Here is a 17,709-nt window from a genome sequence, read left to right as displayed (position 1 = left end):
CGACCGAATGTCCGAGATCGCCTGGGAGCCCCCGTTCTGCCAAGACTCGGGCAACTGCTTCCGCCTAGGCACCGACTCCGACGGCAACGCCTACATAGCCGTCAACGGCCAGGAGCAGCAAGCCATCACCGACTCCCACGACGCCTTGCGCGCCTTGATCCTGGAGATCAAGGCGGGCAAGGCTGATCACCTCTTGTAATCCGTCAGACCAGGCTCTCGCGCCAGGCCGAGTGCAGCTGCGCGAACCGCCCGGTCCCCGCGATGAGTTCGGCGGGCGTGCCGTCCTCGACGATGCGCCCGCGCTCCATCACCAGCACCCGGTCGGCGATCTCCACCGTCGACAACCGGTGCGCGATGATCACCGCAGTCCGGCCCGCCAGGACCGTCTGCATTGCGTGCTGCACAGCCTGCTCGCCCGGGATGTCCAGGGAGCTGGTCGCCTCGTCGAGGATCAGCACCGCCGGATCGGCCAACAGGGTGTCGATCCCGCCGGATCGGTTTGGGTCGGCGTCAACCGTCGAGCGCCGCAGGTCCTCGCGGGCGCCGGAGAGCGCGAACCGTAGGGCCCGGGTGAGTCCGTCGGCGTTCTGCCCGACGGTCCACTGGCCGTCGATCTCGCAGGAAACGAGGCCGGTTGACGAGATTCGGAGGGATACCCGGCCGTCAGCGGCTTCGCCGAGGCCCGAGGTCGGCACTGTCGGCGGGACTCGCGGTATCGCCGCCAGCAGGTCTGCGGTCACCTCATGGACGGGTCTCGGGGGAAGGGCGGCGAAGCTTTCGGCTCGCCGTTGCAGGTCTGTCATGTCGGCTCCCTGGGCGGAGTCGATGCTCGGGCTTCGGAACGCCTCCAGCCAGGCGGCTCCGTCGTGCTCGTCGTACCAGTCTTCGACCTGCCGGATAGACGCCGCTCGTGCCGCCTCCATGACGGCATGGCCCAACTCTCCAGGTTCCAGACGCTGTTGCCAGCCGGGCGAAATGGTGATCGATTCGGGAAGGTGGTCCGGGCCCTGAAGTACGAGGACCGACTCCGAACCGTCCCGGCCCTCGGAGCGCTGCGTCATGGCAGCCCGTGCCTCCATGGTCAGCTGTCGCAGGCTCTGGAGCTGGGAGTTCATCTGATCGAGGCGTTGAACGAGGTCATCCACTGCTGCTACCCCCCTTGGGTCTATGGCGTGTCAGCCGATCGGGCGAGCCTTGGTGCGGCTGGGACGGGCGCGGAGGACGTCGGCCAGGATGGCGGTGATCAGTGCTGCGCCACAGACCTCGACTCCGACGAGGGGGCCGCCGTTGGCAGGGGACCGGTAGATCACGATGCCCATCACCGCCAAGGTGGCGGCCAGGAGGGCCGACAGCCTGCAGAGCCGTCGGCGACGCGGCGCGACGGTGGCGAAACGCCGGGCGAGCAGTGTGAGCGCGGCAGCCGCCACCATGGCCGCCACCAGAACCGTTGCGACCAGCGGGTTGCGTGTCTTGCCGGGGCCCGGGTCGTGCAGTTGCCAGGTCAGGAATCCTGTCTACAGAGCCGCTTCGATCTGGAACAGCAGAAGGCCCAACCCGAATCGGCTTAACGGCTTGAGCGGTCTGAGGTTCCCCCGAGGTGCGGAAGGTTGCCGGAGATGGCCGTGCGACTCTCCGGAATCGCTGGCGTCCGAACAAGTAGTTAGCAGACGGCGGTTGACTTGAATGCTGGTTGAGCAAAGTTTGAGCATGGAGACGGAACGGTGGGATATCCGTGTGACTTCTGTGGTTTCTGGGAGGCCTGTGGTGCGGCGAGAGCAGGTGCTCCCGTCTGGTTCAGTGGCAACTGCTGAACCGGTCCGCGCCCGCGAGCAGGTCGGTCCGGGGCTCGACTTCGATGGCTTGGCCGTGTTCGTTTCTTCACTACTTCTCCACCATTGGTCACCATGTGGCGGTAGGCTGGCACCCTTCGTGACGATCGTTACCTGTGGGGGGACAATGGTCGACCTGGATTTCGAGCGCAGGATGAATCCCTGGCTCTTCGACGACAGCGGCAATCTGACCGACCAGGCAAGGAAGCAGTTCCCGGATCTGGCGCAGGACGCGCTGCCGGTCAACTTCGTGGCAAGTGGATCGCTTTCGGTCCACCCGCCGACGCTCGTCCAGGCGAGCCAGCAGGCCTTCACGCTGCAGGCCCGGGTGAGCAGTGAGTGCGACCAGCCGGGGGGCGATGTGCCGGGCGCGGCCGGTGCGTTGAACGGCTGGGCCACCGGGCCGGCGATCACGGCGGCTTGGGATGTGTGGAAGCAGCAAGTGCAGTCGCTCGCTGATGCGTTGGGGCGGATCGGGCAGAACTTGCAGGCCAATGCGAACGGTTACGTGCAGGCCGACCAGCACAACCAGCGCCGCTTCGCCGAAGGGGACGGGCCCGCCTGATGGTGACCTACCAGCAGCTGCGCGATGTGAACCTGAGCAGCTTGGATGCGCTGGCCTCGGACTTCGAGAAGCTGGTGCGCAACTGGGACCTCGCCACCGCGATGGCCGACCAGCTCATCAACCCGCTGGAACAGTCGGGTTGGAGCGGGGATGCGGCGAACGCGGCGGGCGTGGTGCTCACGCAGACGCGAGGGCAGATCGATCTCGCCTTCGAGGAGGCGAGCGCCCTGGCGCGGGCGTTGCGTGACGCGCACGATCAGTTCGACGCGGCGCAGAAGGCGTTGCGAGGGGTAATGGACGATGCGTCGCACCAGAAGCTGACGATCGACGACCAGGGCGGGATCAGCTGGCGGGCTGCGGCGGCTGGATCGGCGGACGCGCAGAACCCGGCCTACGACTCGCAGCGCCAGCACCAGGCGCAGGGCATCGCGGCGCGGGTGTCCGCGGTGCTGCAACAGGCGACGGAGGCCGATCAGGCTGCTGCTGCCGCACTCGCGGCCGATACCGGGACGAGCACAGCTGGCTTCAACGCCAGCCCGTTGGGCGGCATCCAGGACCAGGAGGCCCAGCAGGCGGCACAGCTGCTCAGCTTGGGGGCGGGTGCTACGGATGCCCAAATTGCTCAGCTGGACCAGCTGTTGAAGGAGCACAACGGAGACCCGCGGTTCACCACGGCGTTCTACGAGAAGCTCGGGCCGCAGGGGTTCCTGACGGACTGGGCGTTGATGGACCAGAGCGGTGACTACGCGAACAGCAAGGCGCGTGCGGACGCGTTGAAGGACATCCAGGGGAACCTCGGGCTCTCCCTGGCGAACGCGACCGACACCAGGAACGTGCCGCACCTTTCGGATGCCTGGGAAGCGGATCTCCGGAAGGTCGGCGCCTCACACCTCCAGATGGTTCCGGGGGCGCCGGACGCGAGTGAGCCGTATGGGTACCAGGTGCTCTCGAACATCCTGCGTACGGGCAGTTACGACGCGCACTTCCTGGATCCGATCGCGGAGCACGTCACCCAGCTGACCCAGGCCAACCCGTCGATGTGGGACGCGGTGTTGAACAACCACCCCGACTCCCTGACGGAGTTGGGGTTCCTCACCACGGACGGTACCGGGTTCAACCCGATGTCGGGGGTGCTGGAGGCATTGGGGCACAGCCCAGATGCGGCGACGCACTACTTCCATGACCAGGCGACGCTCTACAACCCGGACGGCACGGTCAAGGGGCCGGCCGACCCGTCCTTCAAGTACGTGGATCTGCTGACCAACGAGGGCCCGGGAAGTCTTGGCAATGGTTCCTACTCTGTCCTGATGGACCGCAACACGACGGGCGACCAGTTCCCGGAGAACGGTCTGCCGAGCTCAGGCGAGACGCTGGCCCTGGGGCATGCGCTGCAGGCTGCTACGGTCGGTCTGGCGTGGGACTCGACGGATGCGCCGCTGCCACAGCACACCGACGAGATGAACGCTGTCATGGCTGATGTCGTCAACAAGTTCGGCGGCGGCGACGGACCGAAGCTGATAGCCGGCGACGGTGCGTTGTTCGGCAACATGAATGACAGCCTCGGCAATATGACTGCTGCCTACATGGGTGATGTTCAGAGTGCTGTGAGCAACACCCAGATGCCAGGGCTCGGCGAGCACTTGGCGCCCTTGGACCAGACGGCCACGGAAAAGCTGGTGGGCACGCTCGGACGTGATCCGGGTGCCTACGCGACGATCGCGCAAGCTCAGCAGGCTTACACGACGGCGCAGGTGCAGGACGTCATGGCTCACCCTGACCAACATCCGGATCTGACCACTGCCTTGGACGATGCGGTACATCCCGGGGGAATGGTCCAGGGGCTGGTGTCGAGTGGACGGGCGAGCGAGACGCTACTGAACCAGCAGACCAGCGACGCGGCTTACAACGCGAAGATCGATCAGCGAGCGCAGTGGGCTCAGAAGATCTGGGAAGTAACTGGTGGCAAGAAGGTCGGTGATGTGCCCGGTGGTGGCTACCTGAACAACAAGGTTGATCAGATCATTCAGAACACTGCTGATGCATACAAGGTCGACACCAGTGGCCAGTCTACGGATCGCGCAACCGCGCTGATGAATTCGGGGGCAAAGAGCTCGGCGTCGGGTGCGGTGCTGACCGCGGGTGCCGGGATGGGACTCAGCCGCAGCTACCTGACCGATCTCGCCAACCACGCCACGTTGACGGGAAGCGACGGGTTCGCCGCCGGGTATGCGATCTTCCATGGTGGGAAGGATCTCTGACGTGAGGTCGGACGCGAAGCCACAGGCGCGTCGGATGTACGTGCTGTGGAGCCTGGTCGGGGTGCTGATTGCTGCCGGTGTGGGCGTTGGGGTCTGGCGTCCGTGGCGCGACACGGTGACGCTACCGCCGAGCGCGTGTTGGGGGATGCTGGAGAAGGCCGACTATCAACCGCTGGCCGGCAGCAGTGGTACGGCGACCGAGGAGGTCGATGCCGAGTTCCACGGCGGTCCTTATCGGTTCGGAATTCCGCAGACCCAGTGCAACTTGCTGTGGAACGGCAAGGGCCGGGAGATCCTGGACGTCATGATCCAGCAGCAGTCGGCTGATCCGGAGAAGTCGGATATCCCCGAGTTCGGCGGAGGGAAGCCGCATCGGTGGGACTTCGGTGCCGACGCCATTGGGTGGACCGGTGACAGTAAGGTTCCGGTGGTTGAGCTCTTTCTGCGGTGCCAGTACGCGACGGCTGCCGATGCTCCGCCGATTCAACCCTACGTCCAACTCAGGGTCATGGCGTCCGAGGGGGTTGCTTCGGCTGCGCTTCCTGAGGTGCGGCAGGCCCTGGCCGATGTCTCGTTGAAGTTGGCGAAGACCCTGGCTCAGCGGATCCCTTGCAGCAATTCGGTCCAACTGGCCGATAGAGCGCCAGTCATCTCCTGATCGAGGAGCATGCGTCCCGGATCAGCACGCCCTCGCCGCCTTGCCCGCCCTGATCATGGAGATCAGGGCGGGCAAGGCCGGCCATCTTCTCCGGCCCCTCAAACCAGGCTCTCCCGCCAAGCCGAGTGCAGCTGCGCGAACCGCCCCGTGCCCGCGATCAGTTCCTCCGGGGTGCCGTCCTCGACGATGCGCCCGCGCTCCATCACCAGCACCCGGTCGGCGATCTCCACCGTCGACAACCGGTGCGCGATGATCACCGCAGTGCGGCCGGAGAGCACCGTGCGCATCGCGTGCTGCACAGCCTGCTCGCCCGGGATGTCCAGGGAGCTGGTCGCCTCGTCGAGGATCAGCACCGCCGGGTCGGCCAGCAAGGCCCGCGCGAAGGCGACCAGCTGGCGCTGGCCCGCGGAGATCCTGCCGCCGCGCTTGCGGACGTCGGTGTCGTAGCCGTCCGGCAGAGCCGCGATGAAGTCGTGGGCGCCGATGGCCTTCGCCGCGGCCTCGATCTCGTCGCGCGTCGCGTCGGGGCGGCCGATGGCGATGTTCTCGGCGACGGTGCCGGAGAACAAGAACGACTCCTGAGTGACCATGACCACACCCCGCCGCAGTTCCGCCGTCTCCAGCTCGCGCAGGTCGACGCCGTCCAGGGTGATCCGTCCGGCCGAGGGGTCGTAGAAGCGTGCCAGGAGCTTCGCCAGCGTCGACTTGCCCGCGCCGGTGGCGCCGACGACGGCGGTGGTGGAGCCCGCAGCCAACAACAGCGAGAAGGGGGGAAGGACTTCGGTGCCGTTGCGGTAGGAGAAGGAGACGGAGTCGAAGGCGACCGTGCGGCCCTTGGCGGAGGTGGCGGGAAGGGAGACGGGTGAGGAGGGCTCCGCGACCGACGCTTCGTGCGCCAGCAAGCCCGCGATCTTCTCCAGCGCGGCGGCCGCCGCCTGGTAGCTGTTCAGGAACATCGCCAGCTGGTCGATCGGGTCGTACAGCCGGCGCAGGTAGAGCACGAAGCCGGTGAGCACGCCGACCTCGACGCTGCCCCGGGTGACCAGGTAGGCGCCCGCCATCACGACCAGGGTGATCCAGACGTTGGCGGTGGCCCGGGAGAGGCCGACGTAGCGGGCCATCTCCAGCAGTCCGCCCGCGTTGGAGCGGGTGAACTCGCGGTTGGACTCCTCGAAGGCGGCCAGGTTGGCCGGCTCCCGGCGGAAGGCCTGCACCGGGCGGATGCCGTTCATGGTCTCGGTGAACCGCACGATCACGCCGGCCACCGCCGTGCGCCCGGTGCGGTAGACCCGGGAGCTGCGCCGCCGGAACATCTGCACCAGCAGTGCCATCGGCAGCACCGAGGTGAGCGCCAGCAGGCCGAGCCGCCAGTCCATCACCAGCAGCAGCAGCGAGATGTAGCAGACCGAGATGGCGACCGACAGCAGCTCCTGCAGGCCCTCGTTGAGGAGCTCGCGCAGCGCGTCCACGTCGCTGGTGGCCCGGGAGATGATCCGCCCGGAGGTGTAGCGCTCGTGGAAGTCGATGCCGAGCCGCTGCACATGGCGGAAGATCCGGGCCCGCAGCTCCAGCAGGATGTCCTGGTTGAGCAGCCCGGAGAGCCGGATGAAGGCGCGTTGCAGCACGGTGGAGAGCAGCGCCGAGCCCAGGTAGCCGGCGGTGACCGCGATCAGCGGGCCGGAGTCGTGCCGGCGCAGGGCCGGGATGCCCTGGTCGATGGCGTAGGCGACCAGCAGCGGGCCGGACTGCAGCGCGGCCTGCTGGAGGAGGATCAGCACCGAGGCGAGGATCACCCGCCGCCGGTGCGGGCGGATCAGCGAGCGCAGCAGCCGGGAGGGCGCGCCGGGCGGGACCGGGATCTCCTCCTCCTCGGCCGCGGCGGCGGGGGCTTCGAGCAGCGCCATCAGGCCACACTCCCTTCCAGGGCGCCGCTCATCAGCGCGCGGTACTCGGCGGAACGTTCCAGCAGTTCGGCGTGCGTGCCCACCTCGGTGATCCGCCCGTCGGAGAGCACGGCCACCCGGTCGGCCAGCAGCACGGTGCTCGGCCGGTGCGCCACCACCAGCGCGGTGGTGTCGGCCAGCACCTCGCGCAGCGCGGCCTCGACCAGCGCCTCGGTGCGCACGTCCAGCGCGGAGAGCGGGTCGTCGAGCACCAGGAACGGCGGGTCGCCGACCACCGCGCGGGCCAGCGCGAGCCGCTGGCGCTGGCCGCCGGAGAGGCTGAGGCCCTGCTCGCCGACCTCGGTGTCCACGCCGTCCGGCAGGTCGGCGACGAACCCGGCCTGCGCCGTCGCGAGCGCCTTCTCCAACGCCGCGTCAGCGGCGGAGGGCGCGCCCATCAGCACGTTCTCCCGGACCGTCGCGGAGAACAGCGTCGGGTCCTCGAAGGCGACGGCGACCAGCGTGCGCAGCTCCGCGGGCGGCAGCGCCGCGGTGTCCCGGCCGTCCAGGGTGATCCGGCCGCCGGTGGCCTCGTAGAGCCGGGGGAGCAGCGCGGTGAGCGTGGTCTTGCCGCAGCCGGTGGCGCCCACTAGCGCCATGGTCTCGCCCTTGCGGATGTGCAGGTCCACCCCGCGCAGCAGGTCGGGGGTGCCCTCGGGCGCGTCGGGATAGCGGAACCGCACGCCGCTGAACCGGATGCCGCTGCCGTCGGCCGCGCCGGTGGTGCCGTGGGTCAGCGGCGGCTCGGGGGTGTCCAGCACCTCGAAGAGCCGGTCGGTGGCGGTGCCGGCCTCGTTGCTGTAGGCGAGCAGCCAGCCCATCGACTCCACCGGCCAGCGCAGCGCCAGCGCGGTGGAGAGGAAGGCGACCAGGGTGCCGGTGCTCATCTCGTCGTGCGCCACCAGCACCACGCCGACCGCCAGCGAGCTGCCCAGCGCCAGCTCGGGCAGGCCGACGATGACCGCCCAGAGGTCGGCCAGCATCCGGGTCTTGCGCAGCTCGGTGGTGCGCAGCAGCTCGGCCCGCTCGCGGAAGTGGCGGGCCATGGTGCGCTGGCGGCCGAAGGACTTGAGGATCCGGATGCCGAGCACCGACTCCTCCAGCACGGTGGCCAGGTCGCCGTTCTGGTCCTGGGCGGTGCGGGAGGCGTGCGAGTAGCGGGTCTCGAACCAGGCGCAGAAGAGCACCAGCGGCACCGTCGGGGCCAGCGTGATCAGGCCGAGCCGCCAGTCCAGCGCCATCATCAGGCCGGCGCCGGTCAGGAAGGTCACCGAGTTGACGATCAGGAAGATGAACGCGAACGCCAGGAAGAGCCGCAGGGTGTACATGTCCGAGGTGGCCCGGGAGAGCAGCTGCCCGGAGGCCCAGCGGTCGTGGAAGGCGACCGGCAGCCGCTGCAGCTTGGCGTAGAGGTCGCGGCGCATCGCGGCCTCCACCTTGGAGAGCGGACGGGCGACCAGCACCCGGCGCAGGCAGAACAGCCCCGCCTCGGCCAGGCCGAGCGCCAGCAGCAGGCCGACCAGCGGCCAGAGCCCGCCCTGGTCGCGGTGGGCGATCGGCCCGTCCACGATCCGGCCGAGCACCAGCGGGGTGACCAGGACCGCACCGGACGCGAGCAGCGCGGAGAGCACGGCTCCGGCCAGGTGCCAGCGGATCGGGCGGGCATAGGTCCAGAGCCTGAGCAGCGAGCGCACCGTGGACCTGGTGGGTCGGTCGGCGGGCGGCTGCGACGTGGGTTCAGCGTTCTCGGCCATCCTTCGGAGGGTAGGCCGGGGACCCGCTACATCTCATCAGGTTTTCCGCCCCGGAGGAGCACGGAGGAGGCGGAGGGGGCGCCCGGCCGGGGCATCCGGAGCAGGCGCAGCGTGCGCGGGCCGAGCGGTCCGCCGGATGCGCCCCCGGTGTCCAGCAGCAGCTCGAACGGCCCGCCGGCCGGCAGCACGAACTCCACCGGCTCGGCGCCCGCGTTGAGCAGCAGCAGGAAGCTGTCGTCGGTCAGCGGGCAGCCGTGCCGGTCCCGCTCGGCCATCGCGCCGCCGTTGAGCAGCATGCCGAGCACGGTGCGGTGGGCCGGCCAGTCGCCCTCGGTCATCTCGGTGCCGTCGGCGGTGTACCAGGTGAGGTCGGGCAGCTGGCCCGGCAGCGGGGCCCGCCCGGAGAAGAAGGCCCGCTGCCGCAGCACCGGGTGCTGCCGGCGCAGCCGGACCAGCGCCGCCGTGAAGTCCCGCAGGGCGGCCCAGCGCGGCTGCTCCAGCAGCGACCAGTCCACCCAGCCGATCTCGTTGTCCTGGCAGTAGGCGTTGTTGTTGCCGCCCTGGGTACGGCCGAACTCGTCGCCGGCGGTGAGCATCGGCACGCCGGTGGAGAGCAGCAGGGTGGCCAGCAGGTTGCGCAGCTGGCGGTCGCGCAGCCGCAGCACCGCCGGATCCGCGGTCTCGCCCTCGGCGCCGCAGTTCCAGGAGCGGTTGTCGTCGGTGCCGTCCCGGTTCTGCTCACCGTTGGCCTCGTTGTGCTTCCGGTTGTAGGAGACCAGGTCGCGCAGGGTGAAGCCGTCGTGCGCGGTGACGAAGTTGACGGAGGCGTAGGGGCGGCGGCCGCCGAGCTGGTAGAGGTCGGAGGAGCCGGAGAGCCGGTATCCCAGCTCGCCCACCCCGGCGGCCTGCCCGCGCCAGAAGTCGCGCACGGTGTCGCGGTACTTGTCGTTCCACTCGGCCCACAGCGGCGGGAAGTTGCCGACCTGGTAGCCGCCCGCGCCGACGTCCCAGGGCTCGGCGATCAGCTTCACCCGGCTGAGCAGCGGGTCCTGGGAGATCGCGGCGAGCAGCGGGTGGTGCATGTCCACCGCGTCGCTGCCCCGGGCCAGCGCGGCGGCCAGGTCGAACCGGAAGCCGTCCACGCCCATCTCGGCGGCCCAGTACCGCAGCGAGTCGGTGACCAGCCGCACGGTCTGCGGCTGCCGGGTGTCCAGGGTGTTGCCGCAGCCGGTGTAGTCGGTGTAGCCGCGGCTGCCCCGGCCGAGCCGGTAGTACCCGGCGTTGTCGATGCCGCGCAGCGAGAGGGTGGGGCCCAGCTCGCCGCCCTCGGCGGTGTGGTTGTAGACCACGTCGAGGATCACCTCGATGCCGGCCGCGTGCAGCGCCCGGACCATCCGCTTGAACTCGCCGACCTGCTGCCCCCGGGTGCCGGAGGCCGAGTAGGCGCCGTGCGGGGCGAACCAGCCGATCGAGTTGTAGCCCCAGTAGTTGGACAGTCCGCGCCCGCGCAGGAAGTCCTCGCTGGCGAACTGGTGCACCGGCAGCAGCTCCACCGCGGTGACGCCGAGTCCGACCAGGTGCTCGATCGCGGCGGGGTGGGCCAGCCCGGCGTAGGTGCCGCGCAGCTCCGGCGGCACCCCGGGGTGGCGGGCGGTGAAGCCGCGCACGTGCAGCTCGTAGAGCACGGTCTCGGCCCACGGGGTCTTCGGGCGGCGGTCGTCCGACCAGTCGTCATCGTCGTGCACCACCACCGCGCGCGCGGTGTAAGGGGCGGAGTCGCGGTCGTCCCGCACGGTGTCGGCGGCCTGCGGCTCGGGCCAGTCGCGGACCGAGCCGCAGCAGGCCGGGTGGCCGGTGAAGCTGCCGTCCACGGCCCGGGCGTACGGGTCGAGCAGCAGCTTGGCCGGGTTCCACCGGGCGCCGGTCCACGGGTCCCAGCGGCCGTGCACCCGGTAGCCGTAGCGGGTGCCGGGGCCGACGCCGGGCAGGTAGCCGTGCCAGGTCTGGAAGTTCTGCTCCGGCAGCCGGTGCCGGGACTCGGCGCCGTCCTCGTCGAAGAGGCAGAGCTCCACGGCCTCCGCGCCGGGCGCCCAGAGCGCGAAGTTGGTGCCGTGCCCGCCGTCCGCGCCGTGCCGGTAGCGGGCGCCCAGCGGCTGCCAGCTGCCCGGCCAGGGGGTGGACGGGCGCACGGGGTGCGCGGAGCCGGTGTGGTCCGCCGTCGTGGCCGTCGCCGTGGCCGTCGTCGCCGTGCCCTGCCCCGAAGCCGTCATCTGCTGTGCCTTCCCAGCCGGGCCCGCCGCGGGCGCCGTCTGGCACGGCGCCCGTTACGGGCATGTGTCCGCCGAGTGGAATCGTTCCCTCGTGTCCCTTGGGGAATCCGATCGTTGAACGGTGGACTGGATCTGGGACCGCGCGCGGCGGGCCCGTGAGTACGCGGGAGGCCGGGATGCGGCCCGAGGGACGGCGGTGGCGCGCTTCGGCGGCGGCGCTGGCCGTGCTGCTCCCGGTGCTCGCGGCCTGCGCCGGCGGCTCACCCGGACGGCCCAGTGCGGACGGCGCGGCGGCGGCCGCGCCGAGCGCCGCGCAGAGCGGTCCCGCCCCCTCGGCCGGCGCGACCCCCGAGCACCCGGTCACCGCCGCCGTGCTGCCGGAGGCCGGCAGCACGGTCGGGGTCGGCATGCCGGTGTCGCTCCGGTTCGGCCGGACCGTCACCGACCGGGCGGCGGCGGAGCGGGCGGTCGCGGTGACCGCCGACCCGCCGGTACCGGTGGTCGGCCACTGGTTCGACGGGCAGCGGCTGGACCTGCGCCCGCAGCGGTACTGGGCGGCCGGCACCCGGGTGACGGTGGCGCTGGCCTTCGCGGGGGCCCGGCCGCGCCGGTTCGGCTTCACCGTCGGCCGCGCCCAGGTCTCCACCGCCGACCTGGACGCGCACACCCTGACGGTCCGCCAGGGCGGCGCGGTGCTGCGCACCCTGCCGATCACGGCCGGCAGCCCGGAGCACCCGACCTACACCGGGGTGCTGGTGGTCTCCGAGAAGGACCGGGTGACCCGGATGAACTCGGCCACCGTCGGGCTGGGCGACGAGTACGACATCAAGGACGTGCCGCACGCGATGCGGCTGACCGCCTCCGGCACCTTCGTGCACGGGAACTACTGGGCCCCGCGCGGCGTCTTCGGCACTGCGAACACCAGTCACGGCTGCATCGGCCTGGCCGACGGGAAGGGCGGTTCGGCGGACTCGCCGGCCGGCTGGCTCTTCGACCGGACGCTGGTCGGCGACGTGATCGAGGTGGTCTCGCACCTGAAGGGGGATCAGGTACCACCGCAGAACGGGCTGAACGGGTGGAACCTGGCCTGGGACCAGTGGGTGGCGGGGAGCGCGCTGGCCGGACGGTGACCTTTCACCTTCCGGACACGGCCCTCCCGCCGAAGATTCACTCATCCGGCCCAGTTATTCTTGCGCTCGCGCGTGCCCGGTGCGAGGCGCGACCAGGGAATTCAAAACGGGAGGGACCACCCCAGTGGAGCCGGTTCAGGCGGCAGCCGCCGCGAGAGGAAGCAGCACGGTCAGGACCGGACTCCGGAGGGCCGCGGTCGTGCTGCTGGCGGGCGGGGTGCTGCTGACGGCAGCCGCCTGCGGGCCGGACGAGACCAACGCGGGCGGTTCCAGCGGCGGCTCCTCCGGCGGGTCGGGGGGCTCGTCGGCCGGCTCGTCGGCCTCGCCGGCGGCGCCCGCGTCGCCCAAGCTCTCCGCCGCGGTGGTGACCGTCGACCCCAAGGACGGCGCCACCGACGTCGCGCCGAGCGGCGGGCTCAAGGTCTCGGTGGCCAGCGGCAAGCTGACCCAGGTCACGGTGAACGACAAGGACGGCAACCCGGTGCAGGGCGCGATAGCCGCCGACGGCGCCAGCTGGGTGCCGTCCGGTCCGCTCGCCGTCGGCACGGTCTACAAGGTGAACGCCCAGGCGGTGGACGCCGCCGGCCTGCAGTCCGCGCTGGACAGCAGCTTCACCACGCTGACCCCGGGCAAGACCGTCGCGATCAACGACAACATCACCACCGGCACCACCTACGGCGTCGGCATGATCGTCTCGGTGAACTTCACCAAGGACATCACCAAGAAGGACGACGTCCTCAAGGGCATCACCTTCGAGGCCTCGGACGGCTCCCAGGTCAAGGGCCACTGGTTCAGCGCCCGCCGGGTGGACTTCCGCCCGCAGGACTACTGGAAGCCCGGCACCACGGTCAAGATCCACTTCAAGCTGAAGAGCACCGAGGTCGCGCCGGGCGTCTACGGCACCGACCGGGACGAGTCCTTCACGGTCGGCCGCTCGCAGATCTCCACCGCCGACGCCTCCACCGACAAGATGACCGTCACCCGGGACGGCAAGGTCGTGCAGACCATCCCGATCACCGCCGGCAACGACGACAACCCGTCCTACAACGGCACCATGGTGATCGAGGAGAAGGACCGGACCACCCGGATGAACTCCGCCACCGTGGCCAACGTGGTCGGCGGCGAGTACGACGTGCCGGACGTGCCGCACGCGATGCGGCTCACCGACACCGGCACCTACGTGCACGGCAACTACTGGGGCAACGCCTTCGGCGTCTCCAACGCCAGCCACGGCTGCATCGGTCTGCAGGACGCCAAGGGCGGCGACGACAACTCGGTGGCCGGCAAGTTCTTCAACTCCTCGATGGTCGGCGACGTGGTGATCATCAAGAACGCCAAGGGCAAGACGGTCGGCGGCGGCAACGGTCTCAGTGGCTGGACCGTTCCGTGGGGTAGCTGGTAATCCGCTGGCAGTTCGCCGACGCGTGCAACCCGGGGCCCGTACCAGGACGTTCACTGGTACGGGCCCCGGTGTCTTCCGGGGCGGGTGCGGCGGGACCGGTGAGCAGACGAACGGTTCCTCAGGGACCGGTGTAACAATCGGGCGATACGCGCGCCCGGGCGGAACCGGGGCGGGGTCCGCCGCGTGTGGGCAGTTGGGGACCGAACAAGGAGAACGATCGATGCGTGCGATACGCGTGGGCGCGGCGCTGGCGGTGGGCGGGGCGCTGCTCGCGGCCTCCACGGCCTGCAGCAGCGGGGGGAGCAAGGGCGGCACGGACACGCCCGGCAAGGCGGCCGGGGCAGGCCAGAGCAGCCCGGCGGCGGGCGGCGGCCCGGCGAGCAGCGCGGCGGCCTCGCCGAGCGCCTCGACCGCCGTGGTGGACATCGAGCCCAAGGACGGCACCCAGGGGGCCGCGCTGGACGCGCTCAAGGTCGGCGTCAACGGCGGCAAGCTGACCCAGGTCTCGGTCACCGACAAGAGCGGCGCCGCGGTGCAGGGCAGCATCTCGGCCGACGGCGCCAGCTGGGTGCCGGCCGCCGGGCTCTCGGTCGCCGACTCCTACCAGGTGAAGGCCCAGGCCACCGACGCCAACGGGGTCTCCACCACGGCCAGCAGCGCCTTCACCACGCTGACCCCGAGCAGGACCTCGCGCAGCCAGGACAACATCGTCACCGGCACCACCTACGGCGTCGGCATGATCGTCTCGGTGGACTTCGGGATGCCGATCAAGAACAAGAAGGCGGCCGAGGCCGGGATCACCTTCGAGGCCTCGGACGGCTCCCCGGTCAAGGGCCACTGGATGGGCGACAACCGGCTGGACCTGCGCCCGCAGAACTTCTGGAAGCCGGGCACCACGGTCAAGGTGCACTTCCGGCTGAAGAACGTCGAGGTCTCGCCGGGCGTGTACGGCAACTCGGACCGCGACGAGTCCTTCACCATCGGCCGCTCGCAGGTCTCGGTGGTGGACGCCGGCAAGCACACCATGACGGTGACCACCGACGGCCAGCCCACCCAGACCATCCCGATCAGCTCGGGCTCGGACGAGCACCCGACCTACAACGGCACCATGGTGATCGAGGCGCGGGAGGGCACCGCCCACATGACCTCGGCCTCGGTGCCCGGCCTCAAGCCCGGCGAGTACGACCTCCAGGTGCCGCACTCGCTGCGGCTGACCGACTCCGGCACCTACGTGCACGGCAACAACTGGTCCTCGCACGACACCTTCGGCTCGGAGAACGTCAGCCACGGCTGCATCGGCCTGGAGGACGCCCCGGGCGACCAGGGCGGTCCGGACACCCCCGCGGCGAAGTTCTACGCCTCCTCACTGGTGGGAGATGTCGTGAAGGTCGTCAACTCCAAGGGCGGCGCCGTGGCGGCCGACAACGGCCTGAGCGGCTGGAACATGGACTGGGGCACCTGGTAGGGCGACACCGGCTGCTCGGGTCATATGCCAGTTGAATACTGATCGTTTCGTCATTGTCAGTACGCGGGCGGGTGCGAACCGCGATGATGGTGCGCATGGCGGGATGGGGCGAAGTCGATCAGTCATCACCTCTCGGGCTAGGCCTGGCGGCTGACGCCCCATCAGGACCTGGCCGGTCCGCTCTGGCGGACCTGGAACGGCTGTCCGACTGGGAGCTGGAACGGGTCGTGCTGCCCCGGCTGCGCGACCCGGCCGGCGAGGAGGAGGTCCGCCTCCCGGCCCGCGGCGAGTCCGGCCCGCTGGCCCGCCGGCTGGTCCTCTCGGTCCTCCAGTCCTGGGGCCTGCACGCACTGCTGGAGACCGGCGAGTTACTCACCGCCGAGCTGGTCGCCAACGCCGTCCGGCACACCGGCGGCCGCACCATCGGCCTCAAGCTCCACCGCCGCCCCGGCTGGCTGCGGGTCGAGGTCCGCGACTCCTCCCGGGCCCTGCCCTGCCTGGTCCTCGCCGAACCGGGCCTGTCCGAAGGCGGCCGCGGCCTGCACGTGATCGAGGCGCTCGCGGACCGCTGGGGCGCCGACCTGCTGCCGCGCGGCAAAGGGGTGTGGTTCGAGCTGAAGGTGCGGGAGCGCTCCTGAACGCCTGCGGTGAGACACTACGAGGCGGCGCCACCGGACGTGGTCTCGGCGATCGTCGCGTTCCTGGTCGGTCTGCGGGAGACTTTGGAGAGCGGCCGCCACCCGGAGCACGCCGAGGAGATCCCAGGTCTGCCCGGTGCCTACCTCGCCCCGCTGGTGAGGGACCTGGGATTGGTTCAGTACCACTCGACGGAGACCGCTTACGGCCCGGGAATCCATGTGGCCCGGATCGTACGGACCGACGACTACCCGGAGAGCTTCCGAAGCCGCCTGTGCCTGGTGGAGCCCGGGCCGCAGACCCACCAGGCACAGCTCACTGCTCTAGCACTCGATGACGTTGACCGCGAGCCCGCCGCGGCTGGTCTCCTTGTACTTGATCTTCATGTCCGCGCCGGTCTCCTTCATCGTCTTGATCGCCTTGTCCAGCGAGACGTGGTGCCGGCCGTCGCCGCGCAGGGCCATCCGGGCGGCGGTGATGGCCTTGACGGAGGCCATGCCGTTGCGCTCGATGCAGGGGATCTGGACCAGGCCGCCGACCGGGTCGCAGGTGAGGCCGAGGTTGTGCTCGATGCCGATCTCGGCAGCGTTCTCGACCTGCTCCGGGGTGCCGCCGAGGACCTCGGCGAGGCCGCCTGCGGCCATCGAGCAGGCGGAGCCGACCTCGCCCTGGCAGCCGACCTCGGCGCCGGAGATGGAGGCGTTCTCCTTGAAGAGCATGCCGATCGCGCCGGCCGCGAGCAGGAAGCGGACGATGCCCTCGTCGTCGGCGCCCGGCACGAAGTTCTGGAAGTAGTGCAGGACGGCCGGGATGATGCCCGCCGCACCGTTGGTGGGGGCGGTGACCACGCGCTGGCCGGAGGCGTTCTCCTCGTTGACGGCCATCGCGTAGAGGGTGACCCACTCCATCGCGTTGGCCGGGCCGATGCCCTCGGCGCGCAGCGCGCGGGCGCCGGCGGCGGCCCGGCGGCGGACCTTGAGGCCGCCCGGCAGGATGCCCTCGCGGGCCATGCCGGCGCTGACGCACTCGCGCATCACGCCCCAGATCTCCAGCAGCCCGGCCCGGATCTCGGCCTCGGTGCGCCAGGCCTTCTCGTTCTCCAGCATCAGGCCGGAGATCGACAGCCCGGTTTCCCGGGTCAGCCGCAGCAGCTCCTCGCCGGTGCGGAACGGGTAGCGCAGCTGGGTGTCGTCCGGCACCACGCGGTCCGCGCCGATGGCGTCCTCGTCCACCACGAAGCCGCCGCCGACCGAGTAGTAGGTCTTCGCCAGCAGCTCGGTGCCGGCCGCGTCGTGGGCCACCAGGGTCATGCCGTTGGCGTGGTAGGGCAGCGACTTGCGGCGGTGCAGCAGCAGCTGGAGGTCCGGGTCGAAGTCGATCGGGTGGGTGCCGAGCAGCGCGAGCCGGCGGTCCTCGCGGATCCGCTCGACGTCGAGGTCGGCCTTGGCCACGTCGACGGTGCGGGGCGAGTTGCCCTCCAGGCCGAGCAGCACGGCCTTCGGGGTGCCGTGGCCGTGCCCGGTGGCGCCGAGCGAGCCGAAGAGCTCGGCCTTGACCGAGGCCACCCGGCCCAGCAGGTCCTCGGAGCGCAGCCGGCGGGCGAACATCCGGGCGGCCCGCATCGGGCCGACGGTGTGCGAGCTGGAGGGGCCGATGCCGATGGAGAAGAGGTCGAAGACGCTGATGGCCACGGGGGACGTCCTTGTCTGGTCTCGTGGACCGGTGGGTTTGCCGAGCCGGAGGGCGGAGGGTTGACGGGTACGGGCATGGCGCGGGGCACCGGCTCACGATCCAGTGTG

The 17,709-nt window shown here is 70.4% G+C and carries 13 protein-coding genes and 1 pseudogene; 8 read left to right on the top strand and 6 right to left on the bottom strand.

Features of this window, described 5'->3' with window-relative positions; translation table 11 throughout:
• Positions 1-7 precede the first annotated feature (7 nt).
• Positions 8-199: a hypothetical protein gene (locus ACFYNO_RS07415; RefSeq protein WP_388006769.1), complete on the top strand. Its 192-nt coding sequence runs from the start codon at positions 8-10 to the stop codon at positions 197-199.
• A gap of 4 nt (positions 200-203) precedes the next feature.
• On the opposite strand, the pseudogene ACFYNO_RS07410 reads toward ACFYNO_RS07415, so the two are convergent.
• Together ACFYNO_RS07410 and ACFYNO_RS07405 are read right to left on the bottom strand one after the other, a co-directional pair.
• A pseudogene (locus tag ACFYNO_RS07410) lies at positions 204-476 on the bottom strand (ABC transporter ATP-binding protein); the annotation flags it as partial.
• Between the two features lie 699 nt (positions 477-1,175).
• Positions 1,176-1,430 carry a hypothetical protein gene (locus tag ACFYNO_RS07405; RefSeq protein WP_388006766.1) on the bottom strand — a complete coding sequence of 85 codons (255 nt, stop codon included), beginning with the start codon at positions 1,428-1,430 and terminating at the stop codon, positions 1,176-1,178.
• Between the two features lie 526 nt (positions 1,431-1,956).
• Between ACFYNO_RS07405 and ACFYNO_RS07400 the strand changes: the two genes are divergently transcribed.
• Genes ACFYNO_RS07400 through ACFYNO_RS07390 form a run of 3 tightly spaced genes read left to right on the top strand, consistent with a single transcriptional unit; the run spans position 1,957 to position 5,310 of the window.
• Positions 1,957-2,394: a WXG100 family type VII secretion target gene (locus ACFYNO_RS07400; RefSeq protein ID WP_388006763.1), complete on the top strand. Its 438-nt coding sequence runs from the start codon at positions 1,957-1,959 to the stop codon at positions 2,392-2,394.
• Positions 2,394-4,652 carry a hypothetical protein gene (locus ACFYNO_RS07395; RefSeq protein ID WP_388006760.1) on the top strand — a complete coding sequence of 753 codons (2,259 nt, stop codon included), beginning with the start codon at positions 2,394-2,396 and terminating at the stop codon, positions 4,650-4,652. Before ACFYNO_RS07400 ends, ACFYNO_RS07395 begins: the two co-directional genes overlap by 1 nt.
• Positions 4,653-4,686: 34 nt before the next feature.
• Positions 4,687-5,310, top strand: coding sequence for a hypothetical protein (locus ACFYNO_RS07390; RefSeq protein WP_388006757.1), 624 nt, complete (start codon positions 4,687-4,689; stop codon positions 5,308-5,310).
• Positions 5,311-5,408: 98 nt separating this feature from the next.
• On the opposite strand, the gene ACFYNO_RS07385 is transcribed toward ACFYNO_RS07390, so the two are convergent.
• From ACFYNO_RS07385 to glgX, 3 genes are read right to left on the bottom strand one after another with little or no spacing between them, the layout of a single operon-like run.
• On the bottom strand, positions 5,409-7,214 hold the full coding sequence (locus tag ACFYNO_RS07385; protein ID WP_388006754.1) for an ABC transporter ATP-binding protein: 1,806 nt from the start codon (positions 7,212-7,214) through the stop codon (positions 5,409-5,411).
• A complete protein-coding gene (locus ACFYNO_RS07380; protein ID WP_388006751.1) occupies positions 7,214-9,007 on the bottom strand; it encodes an ABC transporter ATP-binding protein in 1,794 nt (597 codons plus the stop codon). Before ACFYNO_RS07380 ends, ACFYNO_RS07385 begins: the two co-directional genes overlap by 1 nt.
• 26 nt (positions 9,008-9,033) lie before the next feature.
• Positions 9,034-11,277 (bottom strand): glycogen debranching protein GlgX, encoded by a 2,244-nt coding sequence (glgX, locus tag ACFYNO_RS07375; protein WP_388006748.1) that lies wholly within the window; start codon positions 11,275-11,277, stop codon positions 9,034-9,036.
• A gap of 176 nt (positions 11,278-11,453) precedes the next feature.
• Here glgX and ACFYNO_RS07370 point away from each other — a divergent pair, with 176 nt between their 5' ends.
• The 4 genes from ACFYNO_RS07370 to ACFYNO_RS07355 all read left to right on the top strand — a co-directional run bounded on the left by ACFYNO_RS07370 (position 11,454) and on the right by ACFYNO_RS07355 (position 15,912).
• Positions 11,454-12,407 carry an Ig-like domain-containing protein gene (locus tag ACFYNO_RS07370; protein ID WP_388006745.1) on the top strand — a complete coding sequence of 318 codons (954 nt, stop codon included), beginning with the start codon at positions 11,454-11,456 and terminating at the stop codon, positions 12,405-12,407.
• 199 nt (positions 12,408-12,606) lie between these two features.
• A complete protein-coding gene (locus ACFYNO_RS07365; protein WP_388006742.1) occupies positions 12,607-13,809 on the top strand; it encodes an Ig-like domain-containing protein in 1,203 nt (400 codons plus the stop codon).
• A 220-nt stretch (positions 13,810-14,029) separates the two neighbouring features.
• Positions 14,030-15,274, top strand: coding sequence for an Ig-like domain-containing protein (locus ACFYNO_RS07360; RefSeq protein WP_388006739.1), 1,245 nt, complete (start codon positions 14,030-14,032; stop codon positions 15,272-15,274).
• Between the two features lie 227 nt (positions 15,275-15,501).
• Positions 15,502-15,912, top strand: coding sequence for an ATP-binding protein (locus ACFYNO_RS07355; RefSeq protein ID WP_388006736.1), 411 nt, complete (start codon positions 15,502-15,504; stop codon positions 15,910-15,912).
• 321 nt (positions 15,913-16,233) lie between these two features.
• Here the strand turns inward: ACFYNO_RS07355 and ACFYNO_RS07350 are convergent, their stop codons facing one another.
• Complete coding sequence (locus ACFYNO_RS07350; RefSeq protein ID WP_388006733.1) at positions 16,234-17,601, bottom strand: L-serine ammonia-lyase; 1,368 nt, start codon at positions 17,599-17,601, stop codon at positions 16,234-16,236.
• Positions 17,602-17,709: the final 108 nt, after the last annotated feature.

The organism is Kitasatospora sp. NPDC006697 (genome assembly GCF_042869935.1).
In the GTDB taxonomy this organism is placed as follows: Bacteria; Actinomycetota; Actinomycetes; order Streptomycetales; family Streptomycetaceae; genus Kitasatospora.
This window is presented reverse-complemented; position numbering and strand designations above follow the sequence as displayed.

What these genes read in the sequence shown, in the direction of transcription:
- ACFYNO_RS07405 (WP_388006766.1), bottom strand. Translation starts at nt 1,430, where the DNA reads ATGGTGGCGGCTGCCGCGCTCACACTGCTCGCCCGGCGTTTCGCCACC.
- glgX (WP_388006748.1), bottom strand. Translation starts at nt 11,277, where the DNA reads ATGACGGCTTCGGGGCAGGGCACGGCGACGACGGCCACGGCGACGGCC.
- ACFYNO_RS07415 (WP_388006769.1), top strand. Translation starts at nt 8, where the DNA reads ATGTCCGAGATCGCCTGGGAGCCCCCGTTCTGCCAAGACTCGGGCAAC.
- ACFYNO_RS07370 (WP_388006745.1), top strand. Translation starts at nt 11,454, where the DNA reads ATGCGGCCCGAGGGACGGCGGTGGCGCGCTTCGGCGGCGGCGCTGGCC.
- ACFYNO_RS07360 (WP_388006739.1), top strand. Translation starts at nt 14,030, where the DNA reads ATGCGTGCGATACGCGTGGGCGCGGCGCTGGCGGTGGGCGGGGCGCTG.
- ACFYNO_RS07395 (WP_388006760.1), top strand. Translation starts at nt 2,394, where the DNA reads ATGGTGACCTACCAGCAGCTGCGCGATGTGAACCTGAGCAGCTTGGAT.
- ACFYNO_RS07390 (WP_388006757.1), top strand. Translation starts at nt 4,687, where the DNA reads ATGTACGTGCTGTGGAGCCTGGTCGGGGTGCTGATTGCTGCCGGTGTG.
- ACFYNO_RS07400 (WP_388006763.1), top strand. Translation starts at nt 1,957, where the DNA reads ATGGTCGACCTGGATTTCGAGCGCAGGATGAATCCCTGGCTCTTCGAC.
- ACFYNO_RS07380 (WP_388006751.1), bottom strand. Translation starts at nt 9,007, where the DNA reads ATGGCCGAGAACGCTGAACCCACGTCGCAGCCGCCCGCCGACCGACCC.
- ACFYNO_RS07385 (WP_388006754.1), bottom strand. Translation starts at nt 7,214, where the DNA reads ATGGCGCTGCTCGAAGCCCCCGCCGCCGCGGCCGAGGAGGAGGAGATC.